Annotated in this window: 26 protein-coding genes; 5 read left to right on the top strand and 21 right to left on the bottom strand. The window is 42.3% G+C overall.

What is annotated here, in order from left to right; translation table 11 throughout:
- Nucleotides 1-31 precede the first annotated feature (31 nt).
- Together I3259_RS11930 and bioH are read right to left on the bottom strand one after the other, a co-directional pair.
- A complete protein-coding gene (locus I3259_RS11930) occupies nucleotides 32-490 on the bottom strand; it encodes an ATP-dependent Lon protease (protein ID WP_238029834.1) in 459 nt (152 codons plus the stop codon).
- Between the two features lie 71 nt (nucleotides 491-561).
- On the bottom strand, nucleotides 562-1,344 hold the full coding sequence (gene bioH / locus I3259_RS11925; protein ID WP_238029833.1) for a pimeloyl-ACP methyl ester esterase BioH: 783 nt from the start codon (nucleotides 1,342-1,344) through the stop codon (nucleotides 562-564).
- Nucleotides 1,345-1,379: 35 nt separating this feature from the next.
- On the opposite strand from bioH, the gene I3259_RS11920 reads away from it, so the two are divergent.
- Nucleotides 1,380-2,087, top strand: a complete 708-nt coding sequence (locus I3259_RS11920; protein ID WP_238029832.1) for a phosphoribosyltransferase family protein — start codon at nucleotides 1,380-1,382, stop codon at nucleotides 2,085-2,087.
- Between the two features lie 142 nt (nucleotides 2,088-2,229).
- A complete protein-coding gene (gene nfuA / locus I3259_RS11915; protein WP_005371977.1) occupies nucleotides 2,230-2,808 on the top strand; it encodes a Fe-S biogenesis protein NfuA in 579 nt (192 codons plus the stop codon).
- Between the two features lie 73 nt (nucleotides 2,809-2,881).
- Here nfuA and I3259_RS11910 read toward each other — a convergent pair whose 3' ends face one another.
- From I3259_RS11910 to I3259_RS11885, 6 genes are all read right to left on the bottom strand, one after another.
- Nucleotides 2,882-3,265: a 3D domain-containing protein gene (locus I3259_RS11910; protein ID WP_238029831.1), complete on the bottom strand. Its 384-nt coding sequence runs from the start codon at nucleotides 3,263-3,265 to the stop codon at nucleotides 2,882-2,884.
- 105 nt (nucleotides 3,266-3,370) lie between these two features.
- Nucleotides 3,371-4,717 (bottom strand): MATE family efflux transporter DinF, encoded by a 1,347-nt coding sequence (gene dinF / locus I3259_RS11905; RefSeq protein WP_238029830.1) that lies wholly within the window; start codon nucleotides 4,715-4,717, stop codon nucleotides 3,371-3,373.
- Nucleotides 4,718-4,832: 115 nt separating this feature from the next.
- The gene (gene cyoE / locus I3259_RS11900) at nucleotides 4,833-5,750 is read right to left on the bottom strand and encodes a heme o synthase (protein WP_238029829.1); all 918 of its coding nucleotides are present in this window, start codon (nucleotides 5,748-5,750) and stop codon (nucleotides 4,833-4,835) included.
- The gene (locus I3259_RS11895; protein WP_238029828.1) at nucleotides 5,743-6,816 is read right to left on the bottom strand and encodes a COX15/CtaA family protein; all 1,074 of its coding nucleotides are present in this window, start codon (nucleotides 6,814-6,816) and stop codon (nucleotides 5,743-5,745) included. Before I3259_RS11895 ends, cyoE begins: the two co-directional genes overlap by 8 nt.
- A gap of 24 nt (nucleotides 6,817-6,840) precedes the next feature.
- Nucleotides 6,841-7,377, bottom strand: coding sequence for a cytochrome oxidase (locus I3259_RS11890; protein WP_238029827.1), 537 nt, complete (start codon nucleotides 7,375-7,377; stop codon nucleotides 6,841-6,843).
- Nucleotides 7,374-8,057: an SURF1 family protein gene (locus I3259_RS11885; protein WP_238029826.1), complete on the bottom strand. Its 684-nt coding sequence runs from the start codon at nucleotides 8,055-8,057 to the stop codon at nucleotides 7,374-7,376. The genes I3259_RS11890 and I3259_RS11885 overlap by 4 nt, the downstream gene beginning before the upstream one ends.
- Nucleotides 8,058-8,147: 90 nt before the next feature.
- Here I3259_RS11885 and I3259_RS11880 point away from each other — a divergent pair, with 90 nt between their 5' ends.
- Nucleotides 8,148-8,354: a DUF2909 domain-containing protein gene (locus tag I3259_RS11880; RefSeq protein ID WP_238029825.1), complete on the top strand. Its 207-nt coding sequence runs from the start codon at nucleotides 8,148-8,150 to the stop codon at nucleotides 8,352-8,354.
- 21 nt (nucleotides 8,355-8,375) lie between these two features.
- Here I3259_RS11880 and I3259_RS11875 read toward each other — a convergent pair whose 3' ends face one another.
- The 6 genes from I3259_RS11875 to lexA all read right to left on the bottom strand — a co-directional run bounded on the left by I3259_RS11875 (nucleotide 8,376) and on the right by lexA (nucleotide 14,523).
- Nucleotides 8,376-9,266 carry a cytochrome c oxidase subunit 3 gene (locus I3259_RS11875; RefSeq protein ID WP_238029824.1) on the bottom strand — a complete coding sequence of 297 codons (891 nt, stop codon included), beginning with the start codon at nucleotides 9,264-9,266 and terminating at the stop codon, nucleotides 8,376-8,378.
- Nucleotides 9,250-9,825: a cytochrome c oxidase assembly protein gene (locus I3259_RS11870; protein WP_238029823.1), complete on the bottom strand. Its 576-nt coding sequence runs from the start codon at nucleotides 9,823-9,825 to the stop codon at nucleotides 9,250-9,252. Before I3259_RS11870 ends, I3259_RS11875 begins: the two co-directional genes overlap by 17 nt.
- Before the next feature lie 8 nt (nucleotides 9,826-9,833).
- Entirely contained in the window at nucleotides 9,834-11,453 is a 1,620-nt protein-coding gene (ctaD, locus tag I3259_RS11865) for a cytochrome c oxidase subunit I (RefSeq protein WP_238029822.1), read from the bottom strand.
- A 12-nt stretch (nucleotides 11,454-11,465) separates the two neighbouring features.
- Nucleotides 11,466-12,608 carry a cytochrome c oxidase subunit II gene (gene coxB / locus I3259_RS11860; protein ID WP_238029821.1) on the bottom strand — a complete coding sequence of 381 codons (1,143 nt, stop codon included), beginning with the start codon at nucleotides 12,606-12,608 and terminating at the stop codon, nucleotides 11,466-11,468.
- Nucleotides 12,609-12,964: 356 nt separating this feature from the next.
- A complete protein-coding gene (locus tag I3259_RS11855) occupies nucleotides 12,965-13,762 on the bottom strand; it encodes a class I SAM-dependent methyltransferase (RefSeq protein WP_238029852.1) in 798 nt (265 codons plus the stop codon).
- Nucleotides 13,763-13,902: 140 nt separating this feature from the next.
- A complete protein-coding gene (lexA, locus tag I3259_RS11850) occupies nucleotides 13,903-14,523 on the bottom strand; it encodes a transcriptional repressor LexA (RefSeq protein ID WP_238029820.1) in 621 nt (206 codons plus the stop codon).
- 352 nt (nucleotides 14,524-14,875) lie between these two features.
- Between lexA and plsB the strand changes: the two genes are divergently transcribed.
- Nucleotides 14,876-17,317 carry a glycerol-3-phosphate 1-O-acyltransferase PlsB gene (gene plsB / locus I3259_RS11845; protein ID WP_238029819.1) on the top strand — a complete coding sequence of 814 codons (2,442 nt, stop codon included), beginning with the start codon at nucleotides 14,876-14,878 and terminating at the stop codon, nucleotides 17,315-17,317.
- Between the two features lie 96 nt (nucleotides 17,318-17,413).
- Here the strand turns inward: plsB and ubiA are convergent, their stop codons facing one another.
- Nucleotides 17,414-18,274 carry a 4-hydroxybenzoate octaprenyltransferase gene (ubiA, locus tag I3259_RS11840; protein ID WP_238029818.1) on the bottom strand — a complete coding sequence of 287 codons (861 nt, stop codon included), beginning with the start codon at nucleotides 18,272-18,274 and terminating at the stop codon, nucleotides 17,414-17,416.
- Complete coding sequence (locus I3259_RS11835) at nucleotides 18,268-18,810, bottom strand: chorismate lyase (protein WP_238029817.1); 543 nt, start codon at nucleotides 18,808-18,810, stop codon at nucleotides 18,268-18,270. Before I3259_RS11835 ends, ubiA begins: the two co-directional genes overlap by 7 nt.
- A gap of 168 nt (nucleotides 18,811-18,978) precedes the next feature.
- Between I3259_RS11835 and I3259_RS11830 the strand changes: the two genes are divergently transcribed.
- The gene (locus I3259_RS11830) at nucleotides 18,979-19,398 is read left to right on the top strand and encodes a flagellar basal body-associated protein FliL (protein ID WP_238029816.1); all 420 of its coding nucleotides are present in this window, start codon (nucleotides 18,979-18,981) and stop codon (nucleotides 19,396-19,398) included.
- Between the two features lie 59 nt (nucleotides 19,399-19,457).
- Here the strand turns inward: I3259_RS11830 and glpG are convergent, their stop codons facing one another.
- The 5 genes from glpG to ftsE all read right to left on the bottom strand — a co-directional run bounded on the left by glpG (nucleotide 19,458) and on the right by ftsE (nucleotide 23,895).
- Nucleotides 19,458-20,303, bottom strand: coding sequence for a rhomboid family intramembrane serine protease GlpG (gene glpG, locus I3259_RS11825; RefSeq protein WP_238029815.1), 846 nt, complete (start codon nucleotides 20,301-20,303; stop codon nucleotides 19,458-19,460).
- Between the two features lie 79 nt (nucleotides 20,304-20,382).
- Nucleotides 20,383-20,709, bottom strand: a complete 327-nt coding sequence (gene glpE, locus I3259_RS11820; protein ID WP_238029814.1) for a thiosulfate sulfurtransferase GlpE — start codon at nucleotides 20,707-20,709, stop codon at nucleotides 20,383-20,385.
- 549 nt (nucleotides 20,710-21,258) lie between these two features.
- Entirely contained in the window at nucleotides 21,259-22,119 is an 861-nt protein-coding gene (rpoH, locus tag I3259_RS11815; RefSeq protein ID WP_238029813.1) for an RNA polymerase sigma factor RpoH, read from the bottom strand.
- A 185-nt stretch (nucleotides 22,120-22,304) separates the two neighbouring features.
- Nucleotides 22,305-23,237, bottom strand: coding sequence for a permease-like cell division protein FtsX (gene ftsX, locus I3259_RS11810; RefSeq protein ID WP_238029812.1), 933 nt, complete (start codon nucleotides 23,235-23,237; stop codon nucleotides 22,305-22,307).
- Nucleotides 23,227-23,895: a cell division ATP-binding protein FtsE gene (gene ftsE, locus I3259_RS11805; RefSeq protein ID WP_006647648.1), complete on the bottom strand. Its 669-nt coding sequence runs from the start codon at nucleotides 23,893-23,895 to the stop codon at nucleotides 23,227-23,229. The genes ftsX and ftsE overlap by 11 nt, the downstream gene beginning before the upstream one ends.
- Between the last annotated feature and the right edge of the window lie 2 nt (nucleotides 23,896-23,897).

Below are 23,897 nucleotides of genomic sequence, written 5' to 3'. Positions count from 1 at the left end.
TGATGTCTGGCTTTGTTTTATCAAGTAGAAATTAAATCACTTGCAGATATTCTGTTGGCGGGTTCGGCACACTGGCTTGTGCATACTTAAATGCCACCACCCCTTTAGTGCGCTCGTTGTGATTAACTTTATCTAATTGCTCAAGCAATTCTCGCGGCAATTTAATGTGCATGCTGTAACCCAGCGCACTGTCTTTCTCAAGATAATTACTGGCAGATAACAGATCAACAAGACGAGCAATATCATCTTGATAACCTTTTAAAATTTCATCATCTTGCTTATCGTAATCCGGATGCTCACTCGGATCCCAACTTGGCTTTTTTAGCTGTTTCTCTTCACTGGTGATTGGCTTTTCATCTGCCGCTGCACTACTTTCAGTTAACGGGACAATTTTTTCTCGCACTCGGTTATCCCGCGCAACTTGATCGGTTGGCGGATTGACCGTTGTGGCTAATGGCACACCACCAGCTTGTAGAGGAGAAATATTCATACCGAAAGCAAATTCACCATGTGCAAAGTAAACAAACCAAAGTGGTTACTATTTAATCATAACGGTAATCTTCAAGATACAACAGCATCTTCAAAAATAAACTGACGTACAGCTGCGATAAATTCATCAGGATGTGAAATAAACGGTGCATGAGATGCAGACTGAAAAACATAACTCAATGACTGTGGGCAGAGCTTGGTAATTGCGTCTTCTGTTTTAACTGGCACCAAGCCATCTAAGCGACCATACATTCGCAGCCAAGGTTGAGTGAGCAATGACAGTTCTGCTCGCTGATCGACAGTTTCAAGTAACGTTAACCCCAATGCTAAAGCTGAAGGTTGTGGCGTCGGCCGTTCAAGAACGGCTTGCTTTAAATTCTTAATATCCTGTCGTGCTGTCGGGCTACCCATCGCTTGTAACGCTAAGAATCGCTCTACCGTTAAGTTAAAATCAGAGGCTAGCTGTGATTGAAAATTCCTGAGTACATCAGGTTTGATCCCTCGCCATTCTTCTCGCGCCATAAAACTTGGCGAACTGGCTAAAGTCATTAATTGTGTTACACGCTCAGGTGCAAGTAATGCGGCTTGCGTTGCCACTAGACCACCCAGCGACCAACCTAACCACGCTGCTTTCTGAGGGGCTCGCGCTAATACCGCTTGCGTGATCTCGACCAATGACTCTGCGGTAACATCACCGCTATAGCCGTAACCCGGTAAATCACACCAATGCACAGTAAAATGCTCAGCGAGGGCTGGGATCACATCTTGCCATACCGCACCGTTCATCCCCCAGCCATGAATGAGAACCAGATCCGAGCCTTGACCTTTACTGTGCCAATCAAGCATTACCGCCATTACACTTCCTTATTCGGTTTTTTGAGGTTTTGTTTATGATGCCAAAAAACACAACGGCTTGGCTATCGCACACCTGCCGTAAACTATTATTTCGCCACTGTAGCTTATGTCAGTTGCCACTCGAACCCAATGATGATTATTGGTGCCATTATTGTCTTTCTCAATTTCCATCACCACCTTACTGTCAACGCTGTGGTGCCAGTGCTTTCAACGCTGAACAATATTGTGGTCACTGTTTAACCGCCCCTCCGCCTTGGCAACGATTATATCGGTTGGGTGAATACAGGCCGCCTCTACAGCAATTAGTTAGCCAATTTAAATTTGGGAAAAAGTTTTGGCTTGCAAAACCATTAGCCAAACAATTAGCAAAACAAATTACCGACCCCGCCCCTTTATTACTTCCTGTACCCTTGCATCGTTGGCGTTATTGGCAACGTGGATTTAACCAAAGTCATTACTTAGCGTTAGCCTTAGCTCGTGAACTTAATACCCGAGTTGATCACAATGTATTAGTGAGAACTCGACATACTCAAGCACAAAAATCTCTCACAAAAAAACAACGTAAAACTAATTTAGCCAATGCTTTTACTATTAAAGACTGTGTGCTTCCGCAACATGTAGCCTTAGTTGATGATGTCGTTACAACAGGAACAACCGTGGCATTATTAACCCAAAAACTTCACCGACGAGGCGTGAAGCGCGTTGATATCATTACGATTTGTCATACGGAAAAACCCGTATAGTCATCACTTATAACAAAAAAGTCGCGCATTATGTTGCAAAACGTGATGAAATTAAAAATGCTAAGATTAGGGATGATAGAACGTCTATCTAAGAGTAGAATAGAGAAAACTTACTAAATAGGTCAGGTATTACGTCGTGTCAATGATCACTATTACTGAAAGCGCTCAGCAGCACTTCGGCAAGCTTCTTGCCCAGCAGCCTGAGGGTACTAATATCCGTGTTTTTGTTGTTAACCCAGGCACTCAAAGTGCTGAGTGTGGTGTATCCTACTGCCCACCTGAAGCGGTTGAAGCAAGCGACACAGAAATCAAACTAGAGTTATTTTCTGCTTTTCTTGATGAGCTAAGCCTGCCATTTTTAGAAGATGCTGAAATTGATTTTGTTACTGACAAAATGGGCTCACAACTTACGCTTAAAGCACCAAATGCAAAAGTGCGTAAAGTGTCTGATGATGCACCATTAATGGAGCGTGTTGATTACGTTATCCAAACCCAAGTTAACCCACAACTTGCTGGTCACGGTGGTCACGTTTCTTTGTCAGAAATCACTGAAGATGGCGTTGCCATCTTACAATTCGGTGGTGGCTGTAATGGTTGTTCAATGGTTGATGTCACGCTAAAAGAAGGCATCGAAAAAGAACTACTCGCACAGTTTGAAGGTGAGCTAACTGGCGTTCGTGATATTACCGATCACGCACGTGGTGAGCATTCATACTACTAACTTTTAGTGTGAACGGAAAATCAAAAAGCCGCATATGATATGCGGCTTTTTCGTTTTGAAACAAAGATGCTCGTTATAATACGGTGAGAGTGACTTTCTTTCGTCCCCAGCGTTTCGCCGCACGAATGTCTTTCCCCATGTAAATATCAATCTTATTACGCCAACGGTGGTGCATTTTATCTAGCACTACATATTCACCGGGTAATCCTGATATTTTGACCTTTACACCTCGTTTTAATCCTTTTTTCAACAAATCCCGTGAAACGGCAATTGCTTTCATCCCTGGTTTTAACCTATCTCCCCATGCAGCAATGCTAGGGTTTGAGTTTGTCTGCGCCCTAACAGAATTATACGCTGTCGCTGTCACATGCATTTTTTTAGGCTTAGCTGCAAAGCTATTTACGCTAAAAAGTAATGCAATAGTCAGTAAGAAATAAGCAAGAATATTCTTTTTCATATCCAACACCCGGCTAAAAAGTGCTCGCATTTTAACCAAAAGAACATCACTTTTAATAGTTTTTTTTGCTTAAAATTAATACAAAATGTGTATTTTAAATCTAACTTACTGTTTTAATGCAGGAGATAAAAAAATATTTTTCTTCCACTGGTAACCAAAAATAACCGCTAAAGTCACACCGCGTAATGCCATAAAACCTAACATCGCCGCCCATAATGCATGGTTACCATAGTCATCCATTAACCACCAAATGACAAAGAACCCACAGGTTGCAACAAACATACTATTGCGCATTACTCGCCCTTGCGTTGCACCAACAAAGACACCATCCAATAAAAAACACCACATCGCTACTAATGGCACAGCAGCAAGCCACGGCAAATAAATATCAGCTTCAGCTTGAACCGCAGGCAGATCGGAAATCAAACTGACAATGCGCTCGCCGCTTAAAGAAAATGCCAATGTAAGAGCGACAGATATTATAAAACTCCAAAATGTAGTGTTAATTAAATAACGTCCTAACTGATCACGATTGTTCGCACCAACGGCTTTTCCTACTAATGCTTCCATCGCATAGGCAAAACCGTCCATGGCATAAGACACCAACATTAAAAAGCTCATTAAGACAGCATTTGCCGCGACTACGTTATCGCCTAATGTTGCACCTTGGAAAGTCATAAAGGTAAACGTCGCTTGTAAGCACAAGCTACGTAAAAAGATATCTCGGTTTAATTTAAGTAGTCGCCCCATACCATGTCGTGCAGCCATAATTTTCTCTTTTAACGGCGGCAAACCTAGCGCTAACCATTGACGAGAAACAAACCATAACCCTAATAACATACCACTATAATCGGCTAATACCGACGCAAAAGCGGCGCCTTGAACTTTCCAGCCAAAGCCCAAAACAAACAGAACGTCCAATAAAATATTAACGAGGTTAGTGACAATCAAAAGCCACATTGGCAACTTGGCATTTTGCGCTCCAAGTAACCAGCCCATGATGACAAAGTTTGCTAAAGCGGCAGGCGCTCCCCAAATACGGATTGAAAAGTATTGCTCTGCGTAAACTTTCACTTCATTGCTAGCATCACTGAAATGAAAAATAGTACTGCTGACAGGTTGGTGTAAGGCAATCAGAATAAACGCGAGTAACCATGCCAATGCGATACCTTGAACAAAAATAGCCGCTTGCCCATGTTTATCTTCTCGACCAAAAGCTTGCGCCGTAATACCTGTGGTTGCCATGCGTAAGAAACCCAACAACCAGAATGTAACGTTGATCATAGTACCGCCAACAGCAACACCACCGAGATACCATGACTTATCAAGATGCCCGATCACAGCAGCATCCACCAACCCGAGTAACGGTACTGTAATGTTAGAAAGTACCATCGGCAGGGCTAATGCAAACACCTGATAATGTAATGATTTGTCTTTTAATGCTGCTAGCACGAACTACCTCTGCCGCGATAATGTTGGTTATATAGCAGAGCAGTTTAACCAGTTGATTATGGCGACAAAAGTCTTATTGATTAAAGCGTATAAGATCTGTTGCTGAAACTAGAAACTAACCATACCAAGGTAATAACCAATGATCGGCAAGAAGTACTACAAATAAAGCCAATAAATGCCAGATCGAATATTTAAATGTCGCCCATGCATGACCTTCACTATCAAAAAATTTCAACTTCAACGCATAGCCTAGAAAGCCCACATTCAATGCGGTACTCCCTATTAAATAGACCCACCCACTCATACTGGTTAGCCAAGGTAATAACCCGACCGCACAGAGAATCACGGTATAAAGCAATACCATGGTTTTGGTATATTCAATCCCATGAGTAACGGGCAGCATTGGGATCCCTGCTTTGGCATAATCATCACGACGATGGATCGCTAATGCCCAAAAATGCGGAGGTGTCCATGCAAATACCAACATAACGAGTAACAATGCATGAGGATCAAGCTGACCCGTTACTGCCGTCCACCCCAATAACGGGGGCGCGGCACCTGCAAGCCCTCCAATCACAATATTTTGTGGTGTCGCATGCTTTAACCATACGGTATAAATCAACGCATAACCGACCAAACTAGCCATTGTTAGCCATGCTGTTAAGGCGTTAAGCATCATCAATACCCCAAAACCCACCAACATTAATGTTGTTGCAAAAACAACGGCTTTCCACGTTTCAACTCGCCCTTTTGCAAGCGGTCTATGGTAGGTCCGCGCCATTTTGGCATCAAAGCGTCTATCTAAAACATGATTAAACGCAGCTGCCGCACCCGATTGTAAACCTATCCCTGTTAAACCTAATATCACGGCATCTGCCGGCGGAATACCTTGCACAGCCAAACACATTCCCACCAATGCGGTCAGTAATAACATGGCAACGACTTTTGGTTTCGTCATCGTAAGGTAATCACGCCAAACAGCTATCTGCGGCGTACGAACTCGGCTGGAATGAAGCAGTTGTGATTTATCCATGAGTGGTGCCCTCCGATACAAAATACTTCACTTCTAATGGGGTACGGCAATCGCACATAAGGCGATAACAGGTGGTGACAACAGTGAGTAACAAAACTAATCCAACCACGTTATGTGCCACAGCAATCAGTAACGGTAAGCTGGCAAGAACATTGGTGATACCTAATATTATTTGTACGGATAATACTCCCATTAACCCAATGCTATAACGGCGTAAGGGAGAGGAAAGCCACAACAACCCAACCAGTATTAATACCAAAACAGTGGTAATAATTGCACCAATGCGATGAGTAACATGAATAGACACCCTTTGGGCATAATCTAAAACACCATATTCATAACTACTGTGTTGAGGTTGAAGTAATTCAAATGCGCGAGGATCAAATATTCCTTGCCAATCCCCTTCGCATATCGGTAATTGTGTGCATACAACCGCGGCATAATTAGCCGCCGTCCAGCCACCCAATGCAATTTGGCCGATCACAACGACTAAAGCAGCCATTGCTACACATTTAAGTACGGTTAAATATCGGCGTGATAATGATAACTGTGTTTTAAAACCACCTTGATAGAAAAGTGGTTTAGGCTGGATCCGCAAGCGTAATAACCACAATAGCGATACGATAGTAAAGCCACCTAACAAATGCGCCATCACCACAACAGGCATAAGTTGCATGGTGACTGTCCACATGCCTAATAGTGCTTGAAAACAAACCACCACTAATAACAAACTAGGTAACAATGTTGGACGTCCTGGTCGCCCCCATGCCATCACTGTAATCACTAACACGAAAACACCGAGTGAGCCTGCAATATAGCGATGTACCATTTCATTCCACGCTTTCACTGGCTCTACAGGCGAGTCAGGGTAAATCTCTTGTGCTATTTGTAATTGCGATTCCGTTTGCGGTACAGATATAAACCCATAACAGCCAGGCCAATCGGGACACCCTAATCCTGCATCCGTTAATCGCGTATAAGCACCCAGCCCGACCACAATCAAAGAGAGAAAAAAAGCACCAGTGACTAAAAAGTAGAACGGTTTATCTTTTTGCGTTTTATGCATACTTAACCCCACCATTAGTAACTTTTAGCCAATTTTTGATACTTTTAGCAGCCTTTTTAAATCACGTAAGATATCTTTACCTTGCGTCAAAATGGCTTGATGTTCAGCCTCTAACGTATAGGCCATCATCACATTGCCATGCGGGTCGGCAATATATACCGCATTAAGTCCATATTCAGATGGTGCGAACTGCTTATATTCTGCGGCATTACTGCTATAACGAGGCAAATGATCAGCATCGACAGGAATAACCGCTGTCGGCTCAACGGGGGCGAGTAACACAATACTTTTCACTCGATCTTGATAAGCCCCAACCGCAATCGGTACTTGCTTTAAGTGAAAAAGTGCACCTTCACAACGGCTATCACATTGCTGAGGCAGCCAGTAAATGAGTTGCCACTTTCCTGTCGCAAGCCAACTTGCCGTCAACGGTGGTGTTAATAGCTGACCTTGATTGGTTGCACCACCGCTATACCACTGCTGTGTCAGCATCAATTTTGCCAAAATGACAGGCAGTAAAAACATCACGCCTAATAACATTAAAACCTGATATTTTTTCATTCACGGCTCCCTCTTGATAACCACCATCCAGCCATCCCTAATACCGCAAAGGCTAAAACAAACCATTGCATGGCGTAGCCATAATGCTTATCCGCTTTCATCACTACAGGGTTCCAATTTTGTTTTAGCGCGAGAGGATTAGTGGCTGCAATTTGAACCACCCATTGCGGTAGGGCGCGATTTAATTGTTGTGATAGCCATATCGGTTCAATATTTTGTACCCGTAACGGCCAACTCAAATCCGAGGATTCAGGTTTAAGTTGTAATAATGATGTTGTCGGTGCAATCAGACCAGTAATGACTTGTTCACCGCTAAATTGTGGTAAGACGGGATATAATTCACGATATGGAGGTGCTGCAATCCATCCTAAATTAACCAATATCCACCGTCCTTGGCTTAAGAAGGGTAAATAGAAATGGTAGCCTGCTTGACCATTATTTAATTGATTATCGAGTAAGATCGGATGCTGATTATCAAACACACCAGTAAGCGCCACATTGTGCCAAACGGGAGTACTTGGTAATTGGGTAATATCAGAGATAGGCGCAGATTGAATCGTCTCATCAACTTGCTGTTGTAACTTCAGCTTTTCAGCCCCTCGGCTTAATTGCCAAAAACCTAATCGTCCCAACATGCACACCACGACGAAGGTAAAAATAACAAAAGCTACTTTTCGCATCGATGTTTCCTCCATCCCATTGGTTGAAAACAGCTATCCTTAAATAAGCGCTTAATCTCTTATCAAATCCACTTCCTAAGAGGCTAGTTAATGTTGATAAAAATACTGCTTGTCGGCTTATTACTGGTGATCATCATCAATCTTTTTAAAGCACTCCCAATCATGTTAAAAGGTCAATCATCACGCCCAATGTCACATTACTTAGGCTGGCGTATCGGTTTATCTGTCATTGTTTTTAGTCTGATTGTCATTGCTTTATTAACTGGGGTTATCACCCCCAACCCTCGTCCGTATTAATCTTTAATTCTTAAATCAAAACTAAAGAATATAAACAAACAAAAACAAACCTAACCACACCACATCAACAAAGTGCCAGTACCAAGCGCCTGCTTGAAATGCAAAATGATGTTCAGGCGTAAAGTGCCCTTTTAAAATTCGACACCACACAATAAACAAGATAATCGCACCCAGCGTGACATGAACACCATGAAACCCTGTTAACATAAAAAAGGTATTACCATAAATCCCTGCATCTAAACGTAGGTTCATGTCTTCATAAGCATGGATATATTCCACCCCTTGTAAGTACACAAACACCGCGCCTAACAATACCGTAAGTAATAGTAGTAACTTCAATCGAGGGCGATTATTTTGCTCTAATGCGGTATGGGCAAAATGCAATGTCACCGATGATGTCAGCAATAAAATGGTGTTATAAAGTGGTAAGCCTATAGGACCCATTGCTTGTGTTTCGGTACCATCTGGCGTTTTTTCTAATGGCCACATTGCTACAAAATCCGGCCACAACACCGCATTGGTCATCACATTATTACCCGCGCCCCCCAGCCATGGCACTGCAATCATACGGGCATAAAATAACGCGCCAAAAAAAGCGGCAAAGAACATCACTTCCGAGAAAATAAACCAGCTCATTCCCTGACGAAAAGAACGATCCATCTGAGCACTATAAAGCCCTGTCATAGATTCTCGGATCACATCACGAAACCACCCAATGAGCATTAGTAAAATAAGTCCAACGCCCGCCAGTAATAACCAAGGTCCTTGACCGCCTAATAAACCTCCAACGGTCGAACCCCCGCCTAGCGCGATCAAAAATAAAGCAATAGCGCCAACAATAGGCCAAGCGCTTTCATCAGGCACATAATACTTTGTGGTTGGTGGTACAGGTTCACTATAGGGCTTTGACATTATCCACCTCACTGTGTTGCTGAATCACAGGGTTATCCTTGTCCATTGCAACGTTATATAGGGTGTAAGCTAAAGTCAGCGTCTGAATATCTTCAGGGAGTTCAGGATCGATATAAAACACCAACGGTAACTCGGCATTTTCACCACCCTCTAAAGGCTGATGGTTAAAACAAAAACATTCGATTTTATTGAAGTACTTCGCCGCCACGCCCGGTGTTACCGAAGGCACAGCTTGTCCGATAGTGGCGACTTTATTTAAGTTTTTCGCATCGTATTTGATGATTTTCGTTTCACCAGGATGCACAGTGATTTGCTTTACCTGCGGCGTAAATTGCCACCTTACGCCAGGATTAATATAAGCAACAAATTCAACCGTCACTTCTCGGCTCATATCAATACGCTCACTGGTTTCTGTTGGCGTTGATGCAGTTTTTCCGTTAATCCCCGTAATGTCACAAAACACGTCATAAAGGGGAACCAACGCAAAAGCAAAGCCAAACATCCCAACCGCTGCTGCAATTAACCCCCACAATGATCGCTGTTTTTTCGGCTCATCCATCATGCCTCCTAAGGATCAATCTTGGGCGGTGTTGAAAAGGTGTGATATGGCGCAGGTGATGCGACTGTCCACTCCAATCCTTCGGCACCTTCCCATGGTTTGGCGGCTGCTTTTTCTCCCCCTCGAATACATTTCACCAAGACCGCAATAAATATCAATTGAGAGAACCCAAACAGAAAACCACCAATACTGACCACGGCATTAATATCTGCAAATTGCAGAGCATAGTCAGGAATACGACGTGGCATCCCAGCGAGTCCTAAAAAATGCATCGGAAAAAATAAAATATTGACCGAAATCAGCGAACACCAGAAGTGCCATTGCGCCAAACGCTCATCAAACATGTGCCCCGTCCACTTTGGTAACCAATAATAGGCAGCAGCCATGATCGAAAAGATAGCGCCAGTGACTAACACATAATGGAAATGGGCCACCACAAAATAGGTATCATGATATTGAAAATCAGCAGGCGTAATAGCGAGCATCAATCCAGAAAAGCCGCCAATGGTAAATAGCACAATAAACGCAATAGCAAACAACATGGGCACTTCAAAAGTTAATGAGCCTCGCCACATCGTCGCTACCCAGTTAAAGACTTTCACCCCTGTCGGAACTGAAATTAACATGGTGCAATACATGAAAAATAGCTCTGCTGCGACAGGCATCCCCGTGGTGAACATATGGTGCGCCCAGACCACAAAGCTTAACCCAGCAATGGATGCCGTGGCGTACACCATAGAGCTATAACCAAAGAGTTTCTTGCGCGAAAAAGCAGGGATAATGGCAGAAATAATACCGAAACTCGGCAAAATCATAATATAAACTTCAGGGTGACCAAAGAACCAGAAGATATGCTGGAACATCACAGGATCGCCACCACCCGCCGCATCAAAAAAGCTCGTACCAAAATATTTGTCAGTTAATACCATAGTCACTGCACCTGCTAAAACAGGCATAACCGCGATAAGTAAAAATGCGGTGATCAACCACGTCCAAACAAAGAGTGGCATTTTCATATACGTCATACCCGGTGCGCGCATATTCACTATGGTCACGACAACATTAATCGCTCCCATGATCGAGCTAATTCCCATGATGTGAATGGCAAACACAAACAATCCCGTACTCGGTGGGCTATATGTTGTTGAAAGTGGCGCATAGAATGTCCAACCAAAATTAGGCCCGCCCCCTTCCATAAAAAGAGAAGCTAACAATAAGCTAAATGCAAAAGGTAGGATCCAAAAACTCCAGTTATTCATCCTTGGTAAAGCCATATCTGGTGCCCCAATCATCATAGGGATCATCCAGTTAGCCAGTCCCGTAAAAGCGGGCATCACGGCGCCAAACACCATGATCAAGCCATGAACTGTAGTCATCTGATTAAAGAAGTTAGGCTCAACTAACTGTAAGCCCGGTTGAAATAATTCAGCCCGAATAACCATCGCCATTGCGCCACCAACAAAAAACATGGTTAAACTAAACAGCAAATATAGGGTTCCGATATCTTTATGATTAGTGGTAAATAGCCAACGTTTTAAACCACTCGCTGGATGCGAATGATGATCGTGTTCTGTTTCAGCACAGCCAGCAGTATCAATTTCAGCTTCTTGGCGCATCATATCCGTCATGCTTACTCTCCTTTATAGTTGCTGACCGTTTTTAATTGCTTGTACTTCCGCAGCCTGTACCGATTCTCCAGTATTATTGCCCCATGCATTGCGCTCATAGGTAATAACAGCGGCTAATTCTTTCAAACTCAACTGAGGACCGAACGCTTGCATCGCTGTACCTGTCTTGCCGTGAACAACAACACTTATGTGCTCTAACTTACGTTTGGGATCAACCGAAACCCCTTCGCCAGCCAGTGGTGGAAATGCCCCAGGAATACCTTGCCCGTTAGCTTGGTGACACATTGCACAACGAGCGGTATAGGTCTTTTCGCCCAGCGCCATAAGCTCATCTAATGACATTTGCATGTCCAACAAACGCTGCTCTTCTTCACGCGCTTTACGTTGAGTGATTTTGGTTTGCTGTAGCCAGTCATCGTATTCTGCTTGTGGTTTGGCTATAACCACAATCGGCATAAAGCCATGATCTTTACCGCATAACTCAGCACACTGACCACGGTAAATACCGGGCTTATCAATTTGTGTCCACGCCTCATTAATAAAGCCAGGGTTAGCATCTTTTTTCACCGCAAAAGCAGGCACCCACCAGGAATGGATCACATCTTGTGAGGTGATCAAAAAACGTACTTTTTGCCCAACAGGAAGGACTAAGGGATAATCAACTTCTAATAAATAGTTGTCACGCTTTTGGCGTTGATTACTGATTTGTTCAGCACTTGTAGCAAGGTGGGAATAATATTCAACGTCTTGGTTGAAATAGTTGTAATGCCACTTCCATTGCGAGCCCGTCACAAGGATTGTCACATCAGATTTGGAGGTGTCTTCCATTGCAATCAATGTCTTAGTTGCAGGTATAGCCATGGCAATTAAGATAATAAACGGGATCACTGTCCAGATAATTTCTACTTTGGTACTTTCATGGAACGAGGCAGGCTTTGCGCCTTTTGACTTACGGTGGTGAAAAATAGCCCAAAACATGACCCCGAATACCACCACACCAATCGCAATACAAATATAGAGAATGGTCATATGAAGACCATACACATTCTGGCTCACCGCTGTTACACCCGGTGTCATATTTAGCTGCATGGTGTCAGCCATCAGCGGCATTGAAAAAAGTACACTCGCTATTCCTGCGATCAATGAACGAATCATCGCTCTGACCTCCCCTGTCATTCAAATATACAATTGAACGAATTTTATGTGGCGGAATGCTTCTATTAAGAACAATGCAGCGGATCTATCGACTCTGCATTATTGTTTTTTATTATTTAAAAGCATTTATTGAATAGCACAAACCAACACATAAAAATGTCTCGATATATTTAACGTAGGCAGGAATCGCAGAATACGCAAAGAATCATGCGTATAAAATAACTAACAAAAAAGTAGATAACACTTTGATATATAGATATAAATAAACTACCAATTATCATGTATCACAATATCAATGAGTTATAACACACACAAGATGCGTTCTTTAGATTAACGATAGTAATATTAATACCTTGCTATAATTTCAAATGAACAACAACAGGTGTTAATCGATATTTCATACTGGGCATTTTAGCCATCCAGCGTTGCCATGTTCGCCATCTTGGACAAGCATTATCAAACGGACTAAAACACTCAATCAACTCAGCCCATGGCAACCAGTTAATCACTTGTTGAGCAGGGTTACGATAACCATGCTGATATTCGCCACATCCCATTTTTTTAGCCGCCGGGCTATGACATAAGTCACCCGCCACTACAATGCACATTTCCATTTGACTAAAGCTACAACCAATACGCTGGATAAATGTCGCTAACTGCGCTGAATTACAGGCTAATAGCGCTTGATCGCAAATTAAAAGGGTTGGTGTTTGAGTATTTTTAGGTAACCGCTTAATCCAACTTAAATCGATGACTGAACCCGTTTTAAGCATATAACGATCACTGCGATGAAATAATTTCTCTCGCCATAGTAAATTTTCATCGGTATCTAACTCAAACCAGCGACAACGTCCGTTATCTAATCGATAAAAGCGAGTATCAAGCCCTGCACCAACATTAACAATCTGACCATAAGGATATCGAGTTAAGAAATCTTTCACTTGCTTATCACACTGCAAGGTTAACGTCGCATGTAAGAGTTGGCGTTGAGGAACTTGTTGCCCAACACAATCAGGTTCGAGATAACACTGGCGACAAGCCACTGCAGCGACGGGATCATAAATAAGACCATCATCGGCTAAACTTTCTCGACTTCGATACCAGAGCGGTTGAAGTAAATTAGAAGGAATGGTGTAGCGCTTTAATTTCGTCATCATCATTACCGAACCAATACAATTAACGATAATGATTATCAGTTAGATTTAATGAGTTTGCCAGCTCTTTTATTCAGACAATAAAAAAGCGCAGCTTTCGCTACGCTTTTCTTTTCACTCAATCCGTCGTTCTATAACCATCACATCCAATCAGCGTTTCGAATCACGCCAACAGCAATGCCTTCAATGGTTAAACTTTGATGCTCAAGATCAACTTCAATCGGTGAAAATTCTTCGTTTTCAGCATGGAGTAATACTTTGGCTCCCTGCTTATCAAGACGTTTAACCGTTACATCATCATCAACACGAGCAACAACAACTTGACCGTTATGAACATCTTGAGTTTTATGTACAGCGAGCAAATCACCATCCATAATACCGATATTTTTCATGCTCATGCCATTTACTCGTAGTAAAAAATCGGCACGGGGCTTAAATAACATAGGATCGACTTCATAGTGCGCTTCAACATGTTCTTGCGCTAAAATCGGTTCACCTGCAGCGACACGACCAATCAGCGGTAGCCCCTTTTCTTCTGGCTCTTCTTGTGTGACAAGTAAGCGAATACCACGAGAAGCTCCCGGAATAATCTCCAACACTTCTTTACGTGCCAATGCTTTTAAATGTTCTTCTGCCGCATTCGCAGAGCGAAAACCGAGTTCACGGGCAATTTCAGCTCGTGTCGGTGGCATACCTGTTTCGTCTATTTTTGCTTTGATTAAATCAAAGACTTCTTGTTGGCGTAATGTCAACGGCTTCATGAGTCACCTGTCTTTTTATACAGTTCACTGTGAGTATATCCAGTGTTCAGCGACATTAAAAGGCAATTGTTTACGAAAACACCAATTTGATCAGTTATTCAAACCTATTAGAGCTGAGCAAATAGAATAATTACGAATCACTCACAAGTATAATAATTTCAGCAGAATCAATTAGATTTCACACACTGGTCATGCCAGATTGTTTTTTAAACCGCTTATACCGTAAAAAAGAAACAATAAAAGACCATAAAAAATGATAATTTAAATGCTATCAACCGTTTTTTAGCTGCATGAAATCAATCATTTTCTGCTATCCTTGCGGCGCATTAAGATTCTGAGGCTCGTTATAAATATGTCACGTTGGCAAAAATTTTATCAACAATTATTAAAGTTGCCGCTTTCTTTATTAGTCAAACCCGCAACCATTCCATCTGATCCCGTTGCTGATTTAGAATTAGATTTAGAGCGCCCAATCGCCTACATTTTACCGTATTGTTCTAATACTGATTTGTTAACACTACGAAGCAGTGCTAAAGCATTAGGCTTACCTGATCCATTATCTAAATTAGAAATTAACGGTCACAGCTTTCCACGTTTTGTCTTTGTTGCTGAAGGTCCGAGTGTATTTGGTACTAACAATGCCCTACCTCAAGATTCGATTGAACTCTTTACCGAGTTACTTGAGCAACACAAACAAGATCCAGAGTTAAACGTTCAGTTAGTCCCGTCTTCTATTTTATGGGGACGTGCGCCGGGTAAAGAGTCCAAACGTAAAGCAACCTTACGTCCGCTAAATGGTCCAGCGAAATTTTGGGCCATTTTGACTAATGGTCGTGATTGTTTGGTACGTTTAAGTACGCCAGTATCACTACGTTATATGGCGGATCATCATGGCACTGATGATGCGATTGCACAAAAATTAGCACGCGTAGCAAAAATCCATTTCTCACGCCAGCAAATTGCAACGTCAGGCCCACGCCTACCTGATCGTCAACAGCTGTTTAAGCGTCTACTTGCCTCTAAAGCCATTGATAAAGTGGTACAAGAAGAAGCGATCAGCCGCCAAGTTCCCGTTGAGAAAGTTCGTAAAGAAGCCATCTGTATAATGGAAGAAATTGCGGCAGACTTCTCTTACCCACTGATCAAAAACGGTGAGCGTTTTCTGGGTTGGCTATGGAATAAACTCTACCAAGGGCTTAACATTCGTAACGCTCAAAGAGTTCGTCGGTTAGCGCAAGATGGTCATGAAATCGTCTACGTACCGTGTCACCGTAGTCACATGGACTACTTATTGCTGTCTTATGTTTTGTATAACGAAGGCTTAGTACCGCCACACATTGCGGCAGGTATTAACTTAAACTTTTTCCCTGCTGGCCCCATTTTCCGTCGTGGTGGTGCCTTCTTTATTCGCCGTAGTTTCCGTGGTGATCGCCTGTACTCAACAGTATTCCGTGAATACTTATCTGAACTATTTACCAAAGGGTATTCCGTTGAATACTTCAGTGAAGGTGGGCGTTCGCGTACTGGCCGATTGTTACCAGCAAAAACCGGTATGCTTTCAATGACGATTCAAGCCATGCTGCGTGGTTTAAATCGTCCGGTTACATTAGTACCAGTATACATCGGCTATGAGCATGTAATGGAAGTGGGTACTTACGCAAAAGAGCTACAAGGTAAGCGTAAAGAGAAAGAAAATGTCGGCCAAGTTATTCGAACATTACGTAAATTGCGTAATTTAGGCGAAGGTTATGTCAACTTTGGTGAGCCTATTCCACTTAACCAATACTTAAATGACAATGTACCTGAGTGGCACAAAGACATTAACCCAATCGAACCTCAGAAACCAAGTTGGTTAACACCAGTCGTGAACGAGTTAGCCGTTAAGATGATGACGCATATTAACGACGCTGCCGCAACCAATGCGATGACGTTATGCGCCCTTGCATTACTAGCATCACGACAACGCGCATTAAGCCGTGAAGTGCTAGAGCAGCAAATTGAATGCTATCTTGAACTCTTGCGTAATACACCATACTCAAGCCAATGTACAACGCCAAAAGAAAATGCCGAGCAGATGATTGAGCATGCGGTTGCGATGGATAAATTCGTGGTTGAGCATGACACATTAGGCGATATTATTTCGCTTGATCGTCAACAATCAATCTTGATGACCTACTACCGTAATAACATCATTCACCTATTTGCCTTACCGTCGTTGATTGCACATATCGTGGTACAGCAGCAAAGTTTAACCAATGATGAAATTCATGAACAAGTTGAGTTACTGTATCCGTTTTTGAAAGCTGAATTATTCTTACGCTTTGATAACGAACAGCTCAATGCTGAGATTGATAAGATCATTGATGAGCTTGTCCGTCAGCGTCTATTGCTGAATGATGGGATTAATATTTCCATTAACAACGCGCGTATTGGTCCTCTTCAGTTATTGGCTCGCACAATTTCTGAAACACTACAACGTTATGCGATTGCGCTAACCTTACTGCGTGCTGAGCCTGAAATGGCGAAAAATGATTTAGAGCAGCACAGCCAAGTTCTTGCTCAACGTCTAAGTCGCTTACACGGGATCAATGCACCAGAGTTTTTCGATAAGGGTGTCTTTAGTATTTTAGTGAAAACATTACGAAGCGAAGGTTATCTCAACGATGAATGCCATGCGGTCGTTCGCCCAGTAGAAAACTTAGCGAACTTACTCACATCATTAGTCTCACCAGAAGTAAATCTTACCATTCAAGCGGTGATGCATTTAGATGATAATAAAGACAAACACGAATAATATTATATAAATAAAAAAAGCGCCTGAACGGCGCTTTTTTTATATATTCAATCCACTAACTGAAATCAATTAAGGCAAACATTTAATCGTTGTTCACTAAAAGCAAACACTTAGTACTATGCCTAAACAGACGATCATACCGAAGTAATTATTATTTAAAAACGCACGGAAACAACTTTCACGTTGGCGCTCTTTAAGCAACATCTGTTGATAAACAAACAAACCTGACGCTAACAATAACGCCCAGTAATACACTTGGCCTAATTGCAATACCATACCGACAGCAATCAATAAGCTCAACGTTGCGAGCTGAAGCAAACCAACAATTAGCTTATCAAAACGCCCAAATAAAATTGCGGTCGACTTAATCCCGACCTTTAAATCATCATCCCGATCTACCATCGCATATTGGGTATCATAAGCAATCGTCCACAAAATATTAGCTGCAAATAATAACCATGCACTCAGCGATAAATCACCAGCTTGTGCTGCATATGCCATTGGGATAGACCAGCCAAATGCAACGCCCAAAACCAATTGAGGTAAATGGGTATAGCGTTTCATAAACGGATAACATGCCGCTAATAGTACTCCCACCACTGATAACATAATGGTTAAGGTGTTCATGGTTAAAACCAGTAAAAAAGACACCAGCACTAATAAGAAAAATAATCCTAATGCTTCGCGCTCGGATACTTTACCTGATGGCATTGGACGATCTTTGGTACGTTTAACATGACCATCAAAATTACGATCAGCAAAGTCATTAATCACACATCCAGCAGCGCGCATAAAAATGACACCTAGAACAAAAACAATTAATACATTGATATTTGGCATGCCATCTGCGGCAAGAAACAGAGCCCACAACGTTGGCCATAATAATAATAGGCTACCAATTGGACGATCAAAGCGCGCTAATTGCCAAAACGCTCTCGCCTTTGTCATTTCTAACATTCGTTATTCCTTGCATACACCGGTGAGCGAGGTAAAAACAACTCGGCTACCAGCATAGGTTTTTCATTAATCCATAATCGTGAACGACGTGCCCAAATCGATTGTTCCGGCATACCCATTTTTGCCACTTCCAGTGCATCACGGCGGGAATTATTACCATTAAAAACTCGATAACCTAAAGGATTAGCCCCTAATTCAGCTAAATCACTTTCTTCACCACATAATATGGCAGTCGGCATTAACGTTCGGGCATAGACCCAAGGCTGTTGGTCGCCATTGAGCATAACGATACGTTCAAGGCAATCGCTGTGTCCTAACAACGCACGCTCTGATAGTGATAACTCACTATTTTTTAGTACGTTTTGCTCTAATACTGTGACGGAGAAAACACGACAATGCGCGGCTAAACGACGCGATAAAGAGTTAGATTCGAGTAACCAAGAACCAACGGAACGTCCTTCTAATGCCCATTCAGAGGCTGGATACCATACAGCACCTTCAAGTAACGGACTATATAACTGCTTGAATTCCGACATTTTCTCACTACTTAATCAACAAACTCGTGATCGATAACACTTGGTTGTATTCGGTTAATTTATTACCATAATGATCTGCTATTGTAGCAAGCTGTAACCAGTACGAATATCGTTACCGTGCAAAGATTACACCTGTTTCTCACAAACTACGTGGACAAGATAAGTATAATGATAAAATTATCTGTTTTTGCGGCAGCGTTAACGCTTGTCAGCATGCTGCAAAGCCCAGTGGCGTTCGCATCAAGTGAAGATGTGACCGCTCCCCCTCAAATCACTTACTACACACTAGAGCCTGACATCACAACCAACTATGTTACCCAAGGTAAACGGCTGGGTTATATTCGTCTCCAAGTCGATTTGATGATCAATAATCAAACTTACTTAACCAATATTGAACACCACACCCCGCTTATTCGTGATGCCATTATTGATATTGTGAGTAAACAACCAGAAGCAAAAATCAAGTCACTTGCTGGCCGTGAAGAAATTCGTCGAGCCTGTCAAGATCAAGTCAATCGACTCCTACTAGCAGAAACACGCCAACAGCCCGTCGCTGAACTGCTCTTTACTAAGTTTCTTTATCAATAAAGAAAAGGCAGTGAAATATCGTTAAAGCAAACTTCCTCTTTAACGATATTTTCTCTGGGTTATTTCGCTTGCTTTAATGGATTCACTTTAGCGTCAAATAACGCAATCACACAGCCAGAAATGAGGCCAAACAAGTGCGCCATATTGGCAATCGACATGCCCATCGGTTCAACGAATCCAATCACTAGCCATACCAACATAAACACAACGTAAGAGCGGGCAATCACTAAACCTCGCTGTGGTGCCAGCCATCCCATCCACCAGATGTAGCCTAATAGCGCATACACCACACCAGATAAACCGCCGAAATTAGGCCCATCAAGCCAGAACTGACCAAAACCTGAAACTAATGAGGACAGTAAAAAAATCTGTACTAATTTAGCAGAACCACTATGACGTTCAATTTGCCCCCCCAGCAACCACCACCATAGGCAATTAAAAATCACGTGAAGAGGAGAAAAGTGCAGTAATGCGTGGGAGAAGTAGCGCCATAATTCCCATTGATCGCCATTCATAAACGGGAAATGTAGCCACTCAAATAAGACCTGTTCAAAGCCGAGTAACCATAAGCCATAAATCACCAGTGATGCGACCATCACCAATAAAGTAAAAGGACCGGCTTGAGCTTTGACCATATTGATCAAACTTGGATTATTGTAGTTAAACTTTGCAGTTCGGCTTTCAGCAACTTGCCAAGATGCCGCTTGATATTTTCTATTATTGGGGTCAAGTAAAAATGCATTAAGCTCAGCTTCTGCTTCAACAAGGTATTGCTCATCTGCCAACCATAATGCAAATTTACCTTCCGGCTCTGGCGCCATCGATATTTCGATACCTCGATAGGCCATATAATCGATAAAAGCTTGTGCCTGTCGTGGGTTATAAAATCCCGCTAAGCGATACATAATAATGACCTTTCTGTTCGAAAATAGAATCTTACTTAAGATCTATCATTATCGCGCTCTCGATACCACTGTAAACCATTTATGCTTCAATCACAGGTAATGCTGCACGACGCCAACCTTCAAAGCCTCCATCTAAGCTATACACATTTTCATAACCTTGATTGATCAAATACTGTGCCGCGCCTTGACTACTGATACCGTGATAGCACATCACAATCACCGGCTGCTCAAAATCGACTTCATCCATCCAACTAACCATAGTGTCATTAGTTAAATGAAATGCTTGCTCGGGATGTGCTAAGGCAAATGACTGGGGATCACGAATATCAACTAAAACTGCCTGATTATCCGTTTGTTGTAATAGCTGATAAGCCTGATCGACTGAGATATGTTGAAACTGTTCCATGACTTTCCTTTACCTGACTTTTTATTATTATCACGCATCGTGATCTACAAATATTAAATAATACGATCCGATTAGCCAACCAAGATCCTTTTCACAAGATCCTGACTTTTCACTACGCGACATCATTATTAAGCACAGTATACCTCAGCTTTTAGGGAATATATTCCACGCCAAAAACAAGGTTTATCCACACACCGACATCTTATCGGTCAATGAAGTTTCAAATGAAGACAAGGGCTTGCCGCTGATCATAACCACAACACGAACATAAAGTAACCAGCTGTGGAAAACACTGTGAATTGCGTTGATAATGTGTTTAGGCAATAAAGGATCCACTACATGTAGATCGGATCCGATCATAAGCTGTGGATAAGGTTTCCTTTAGTACACAGAGATACTCACAATTGTGATGTTTGTCTCATTATATTCAAGGTAATAGTCAATTACGCCAGTTCCGTTAGATCACTCTGCTTTATCGACGTCATTTAGGATCCTCAGGCACAAAAAAACCGACACTTAGGTCGGCTTTCATTTCTATAATAGCGCGGTTCAATAAAAGTCGCCCACGGCATCTTTTAACTTTTTCATCGCATTTTTTTCTAACTGGCGAATACGCTCAGCAGAGACACCGTAGTTATCTGCCAAATCTTGCAACGTTGATTTTTCATCGTCTAACCAACGTGAACGTACGATATGCTGACTACGCTCATCAAGACTGGCTAACGCTTGGGATAATCGATTATTAGCATGATTTTCCCAATTATTTTCTTCATACGTTAATGCCACATCAGAGCTTTTATCTTCAAGATAATAAGCCGGTGCCATAGGTGCAGTATCACGCTCATCATCATCATTCTGCATTTCAAACGTAGGATCTTGCGCTGCGAGACGTGATTCCATTTCTCGAACATCGGAAGGCTCAACTCCAAGCTGCTCTGCGACCATGTTGACTTCATCATTATTAAACCAACCTAAGCGCTTTTTCGACTTACGTAGGTTAAAGAATAATTTACGCTGTGCTTTAGTCGTCGCCACTTTCACAATACGCCAATTACGTAATACGTATTCATGAATTTCTGCTTTGATCCAATGTACGGCAAAGGATACTAATCGAACCCCAACTTCAGGGTTAAATCGTTTCACCGCTTTCATTAAACCAATATTACCCTCTTGAATAAGATCGGCAATTGGCAAGCCATAACCTGAGTAACCACGAGCAATATGCACAACGAAGCGTAGATGCGACATTACCAGTGCTTTTGCTGCGTTAATATCATCATCGTAATGCAGACGTTCAGCTAACTCTTTCTCACGTTCAGGCGTGAGCATTGGGTAACGATTGACGGTTTGAATATAACTATCCAAACTTTCCGTTGATACCAGAGCCATTGCAGACATCTCTTGTGACATTCAAAGACCTCGCGTGTTTGTGCTATTTTTGTTCTATCGTAACGATAAATAAACGACGGCTTACGTTACGTGAACCTGCAATAATGCCTGTAAACATAGTTCAATTGCAAGCCGAAGCACAAATGAATATGAATTACAGGCATCATTAATAAATAAAAAAGGTATCGAAACTGAGAAACAACACGTTATACAGGTTCGATCTCTTTAAGGTGGCGCCCCGCAGAAAAGCGTGCCGCTAATAATCCTAAGAAGGTAGCTAGCATAACCATAATTAAGCTTTCATCCCAGCTCAATCCGATCATTCTAAAATTGCTGCCATAGAGGTTAGCGAGTTTTGCCACCGCATCATCAAGCAATAATGTCACCACTGCCGTCAACACCCACGCAATCACAGCGGCAATCAAGCCATACCATGCGCCAACATAAAGGTAAGGGCGCAGAATATAACTATTGGTTGCTCCCACCATTTTCATGACTTGAATTTCGTCTTTATGGCTTAACACTTGTAAACGTAATGTATTACCAACAATGAGGAACACGGCAAAGAGCATTAAACCCGACATCAAGGCCGCTAATGTTATCGCAAGATCTTGAATTGCAGCTAACCGTTGAAGCCAATCACTGTCTAAACGTACTTCATTGGTTTGTGGTTCTTTACCTAACTTATCGGCTAACGCACGTGCTTGTACGTCACTTTGCCAATCAGGTGCAGGCTTTACAATCACCACAGCCGGTAATGGATTATCTTTGCTATCAAACAAACTCAATGCTTTTTCAAACCCACCATGTTGACGAAACTCTTCGAGCCCTTGTGCCGCTGAAATATATTGAACATTTTCTACTTCAGGCCAGGTTTTGATCGTATCTGCAAAAGCTTGACCATCACTGTCACTGACACCGTTATTCAAATACACCGTAATTTGGCTAGGGTTTTGCCAAGAATCAGCCACTACCGTAATGTTTTTTGCCATTAGGTAAAAGGTGCACGGTAGTGTTAATGCAAATGCGAGTACCGCTAAGGTTAAGAAATTACCAAGAGGACGACGAAACATATCTTTTAATGCGGCACTTCCTTGTTGGCAATGAATCGCAAAAAAACCCGTAGATTTACGCGCCATGAGTAAGCTCCCTTAGATTTCCTTTTTGTAAATCAAAGCGACGATAGTTTCGACTCGCTAATAATGACGTATCGTGGGTGGCCATTAAAACACTGACCCCAACACGATTAAATTCTTCAAACAAGCGCAATACTTGTTGTGATAAATCCGCATCTAGGTTACCGGTTGGCTCATCTGCCAGCAGTAACATAGGTTTGTTAACAACAGCGCGGGCAATACCCACACGCTGTTGCTCACCGCCAGATAATTGGATCGGCAAACATTTTGCCTTATCCAATAAGCCAACTTTATCAAGTGCCGCACAAACACGGCGCTTAATTTCATTTTCCGAGACTTGTTCAACCCGCAGTGGTAACGCGACATTGTCGTAAACACTGCGATCCATTAACAATTTATGGTCTTGAAAAATAATACCGATATTTCGACGCAGAAAAGGGATCTGCTTATTTGGTAATCGCGTGATGTCATGACCGTTAAACCAGATCTGACCATCACTTGGTCGTTCTAAAGCACAAATTAATTTCAGCAGAGTACTTTTACCGGCACCAGAGTGACCAGTTAAAAAAGCCATGTCTGCTGGACGTAGATGAAAATCTACTTTCTGTAGGGCTTGCCTACCGCCACGATAAGCTTTACTTACCTGCTGAAATCGAATCACAC

The organism is Photobacterium sp. Ph5, assembly GCF_022129445.1.
Lineage (GTDB): Bacteria > Pseudomonadota > Gammaproteobacteria > Enterobacterales > Vibrionaceae > Photobacterium.
Note: the sequence above shows the minus strand (reverse complement) of the source record. Positions and strands in the feature narration are given on the sequence as shown.

What these genes read in the sequence shown, in the direction of transcription:
- I3259_RS11930 (WP_238029834.1), bottom strand. Translation starts at nt 490, where the DNA reads ATGAATATTTCTCCTCTACAAGCTGGTGGTGTGCCATTAGCCACAACG.
- bioH (WP_238029833.1), bottom strand. Translation starts at nt 1,344, where the DNA reads ATGGCGGTAATGCTTGATTGGCACAGTAAAGGTCAAGGCTCGGATCTG.
- I3259_RS11920 (WP_238029832.1), top strand. Translation starts at nt 1,380, where the DNA reads ATGATGCCAAAAAACACAACGGCTTGGCTATCGCACACCTGCCGTAAA.
- nfuA (WP_005371977.1), top strand. Translation starts at nt 2,230, where the DNA reads ATGATCACTATTACTGAAAGCGCTCAGCAGCACTTCGGCAAGCTTCTT.
- I3259_RS11910 (WP_238029831.1), bottom strand. Translation starts at nt 3,265, where the DNA reads ATGAAAAAGAATATTCTTGCTTATTTCTTACTGACTATTGCATTACTT.
- cyoE (WP_238029829.1), bottom strand. Translation starts at nt 5,750, where the DNA reads ATGGATAAATCACAACTGCTTCATTCCAGCCGAGTTCGTACGCCGCAG.
- I3259_RS11895 (WP_238029828.1), bottom strand. Translation starts at nt 6,816, where the DNA reads ATGCATAAAACGCAAAAAGATAAACCGTTCTACTTTTTAGTCACTGGT.
- I3259_RS11890 (WP_238029827.1), bottom strand. Translation starts at nt 7,377, where the DNA reads ATGAAAAAATATCAGGTTTTAATGTTATTAGGCGTGATGTTTTTACTG.
- I3259_RS11885 (WP_238029826.1), bottom strand. Translation starts at nt 8,057, where the DNA reads ATGCGAAAAGTAGCTTTTGTTATTTTTACCTTCGTCGTGGTGTGCATG.
- I3259_RS11880 (WP_238029825.1), top strand. Translation starts at nt 8,148, where the DNA reads ATGTTGATAAAAATACTGCTTGTCGGCTTATTACTGGTGATCATCATC.
- I3259_RS11875 (WP_238029824.1), bottom strand. Translation starts at nt 9,266, where the DNA reads ATGTCAAAGCCCTATAGTGAACCTGTACCACCAACCACAAAGTATTAT.
- I3259_RS11870 (WP_238029823.1), bottom strand. Translation starts at nt 9,825, where the DNA reads ATGGATGAGCCGAAAAAACAGCGATCATTGTGGGGGTTAATTGCAGCA.
- ctaD (WP_238029822.1), bottom strand. Translation starts at nt 11,453, where the DNA reads ATGACGGATATGATGCGCCAAGAAGCTGAAATTGATACTGCTGGCTGT.
- coxB (WP_238029821.1), bottom strand. Translation starts at nt 12,608, where the DNA reads ATGATTCGTTCATTGATCGCAGGAATAGCGAGTGTACTTTTTTCAATG.
- I3259_RS11855 (WP_238029852.1), bottom strand. Translation starts at nt 13,762, where the DNA reads ATGACGAAATTAAAGCGCTACACCATTCCTTCTAATTTACTTCAACCG.
- lexA (WP_238029820.1), bottom strand. Translation starts at nt 14,523, where the DNA reads ATGAAGCCGTTGACATTACGCCAACAAGAAGTCTTTGATTTAATCAAA.
- plsB (WP_238029819.1), top strand. Translation starts at nt 14,876, where the DNA reads ATGTCACGTTGGCAAAAATTTTATCAACAATTATTAAAGTTGCCGCTT.
- ubiA (WP_238029818.1), bottom strand. Translation starts at nt 18,274, where the DNA reads ATGTTAGAAATGACAAAGGCGAGAGCGTTTTGGCAATTAGCGCGCTTT.
- I3259_RS11835 (WP_238029817.1), bottom strand. Translation starts at nt 18,810, where the DNA reads ATGTCGGAATTCAAGCAGTTATATAGTCCGTTACTTGAAGGTGCTGTA.
- I3259_RS11830 (WP_238029816.1), top strand. Translation starts at nt 18,979, where the DNA reads ATGATAAAATTATCTGTTTTTGCGGCAGCGTTAACGCTTGTCAGCATG.
- glpG (WP_238029815.1), bottom strand. Translation starts at nt 20,303, where the DNA reads ATGTATCGCTTAGCGGGATTTTATAACCCACGACAGGCACAAGCTTTT.
- glpE (WP_238029814.1), bottom strand. Translation starts at nt 20,709, where the DNA reads ATGGAACAGTTTCAACATATCTCAGTCGATCAGGCTTATCAGCTATTA.
- rpoH (WP_238029813.1), bottom strand. Translation starts at nt 22,119, where the DNA reads ATGTCACAAGAGATGTCTGCAATGGCTCTGGTATCAACGGAAAGTTTG.
- ftsX (WP_238029812.1), bottom strand. Translation starts at nt 23,237, where the DNA reads ATGGCGCGTAAATCTACGGGTTTTTTTGCGATTCATTGCCAACAAGGA.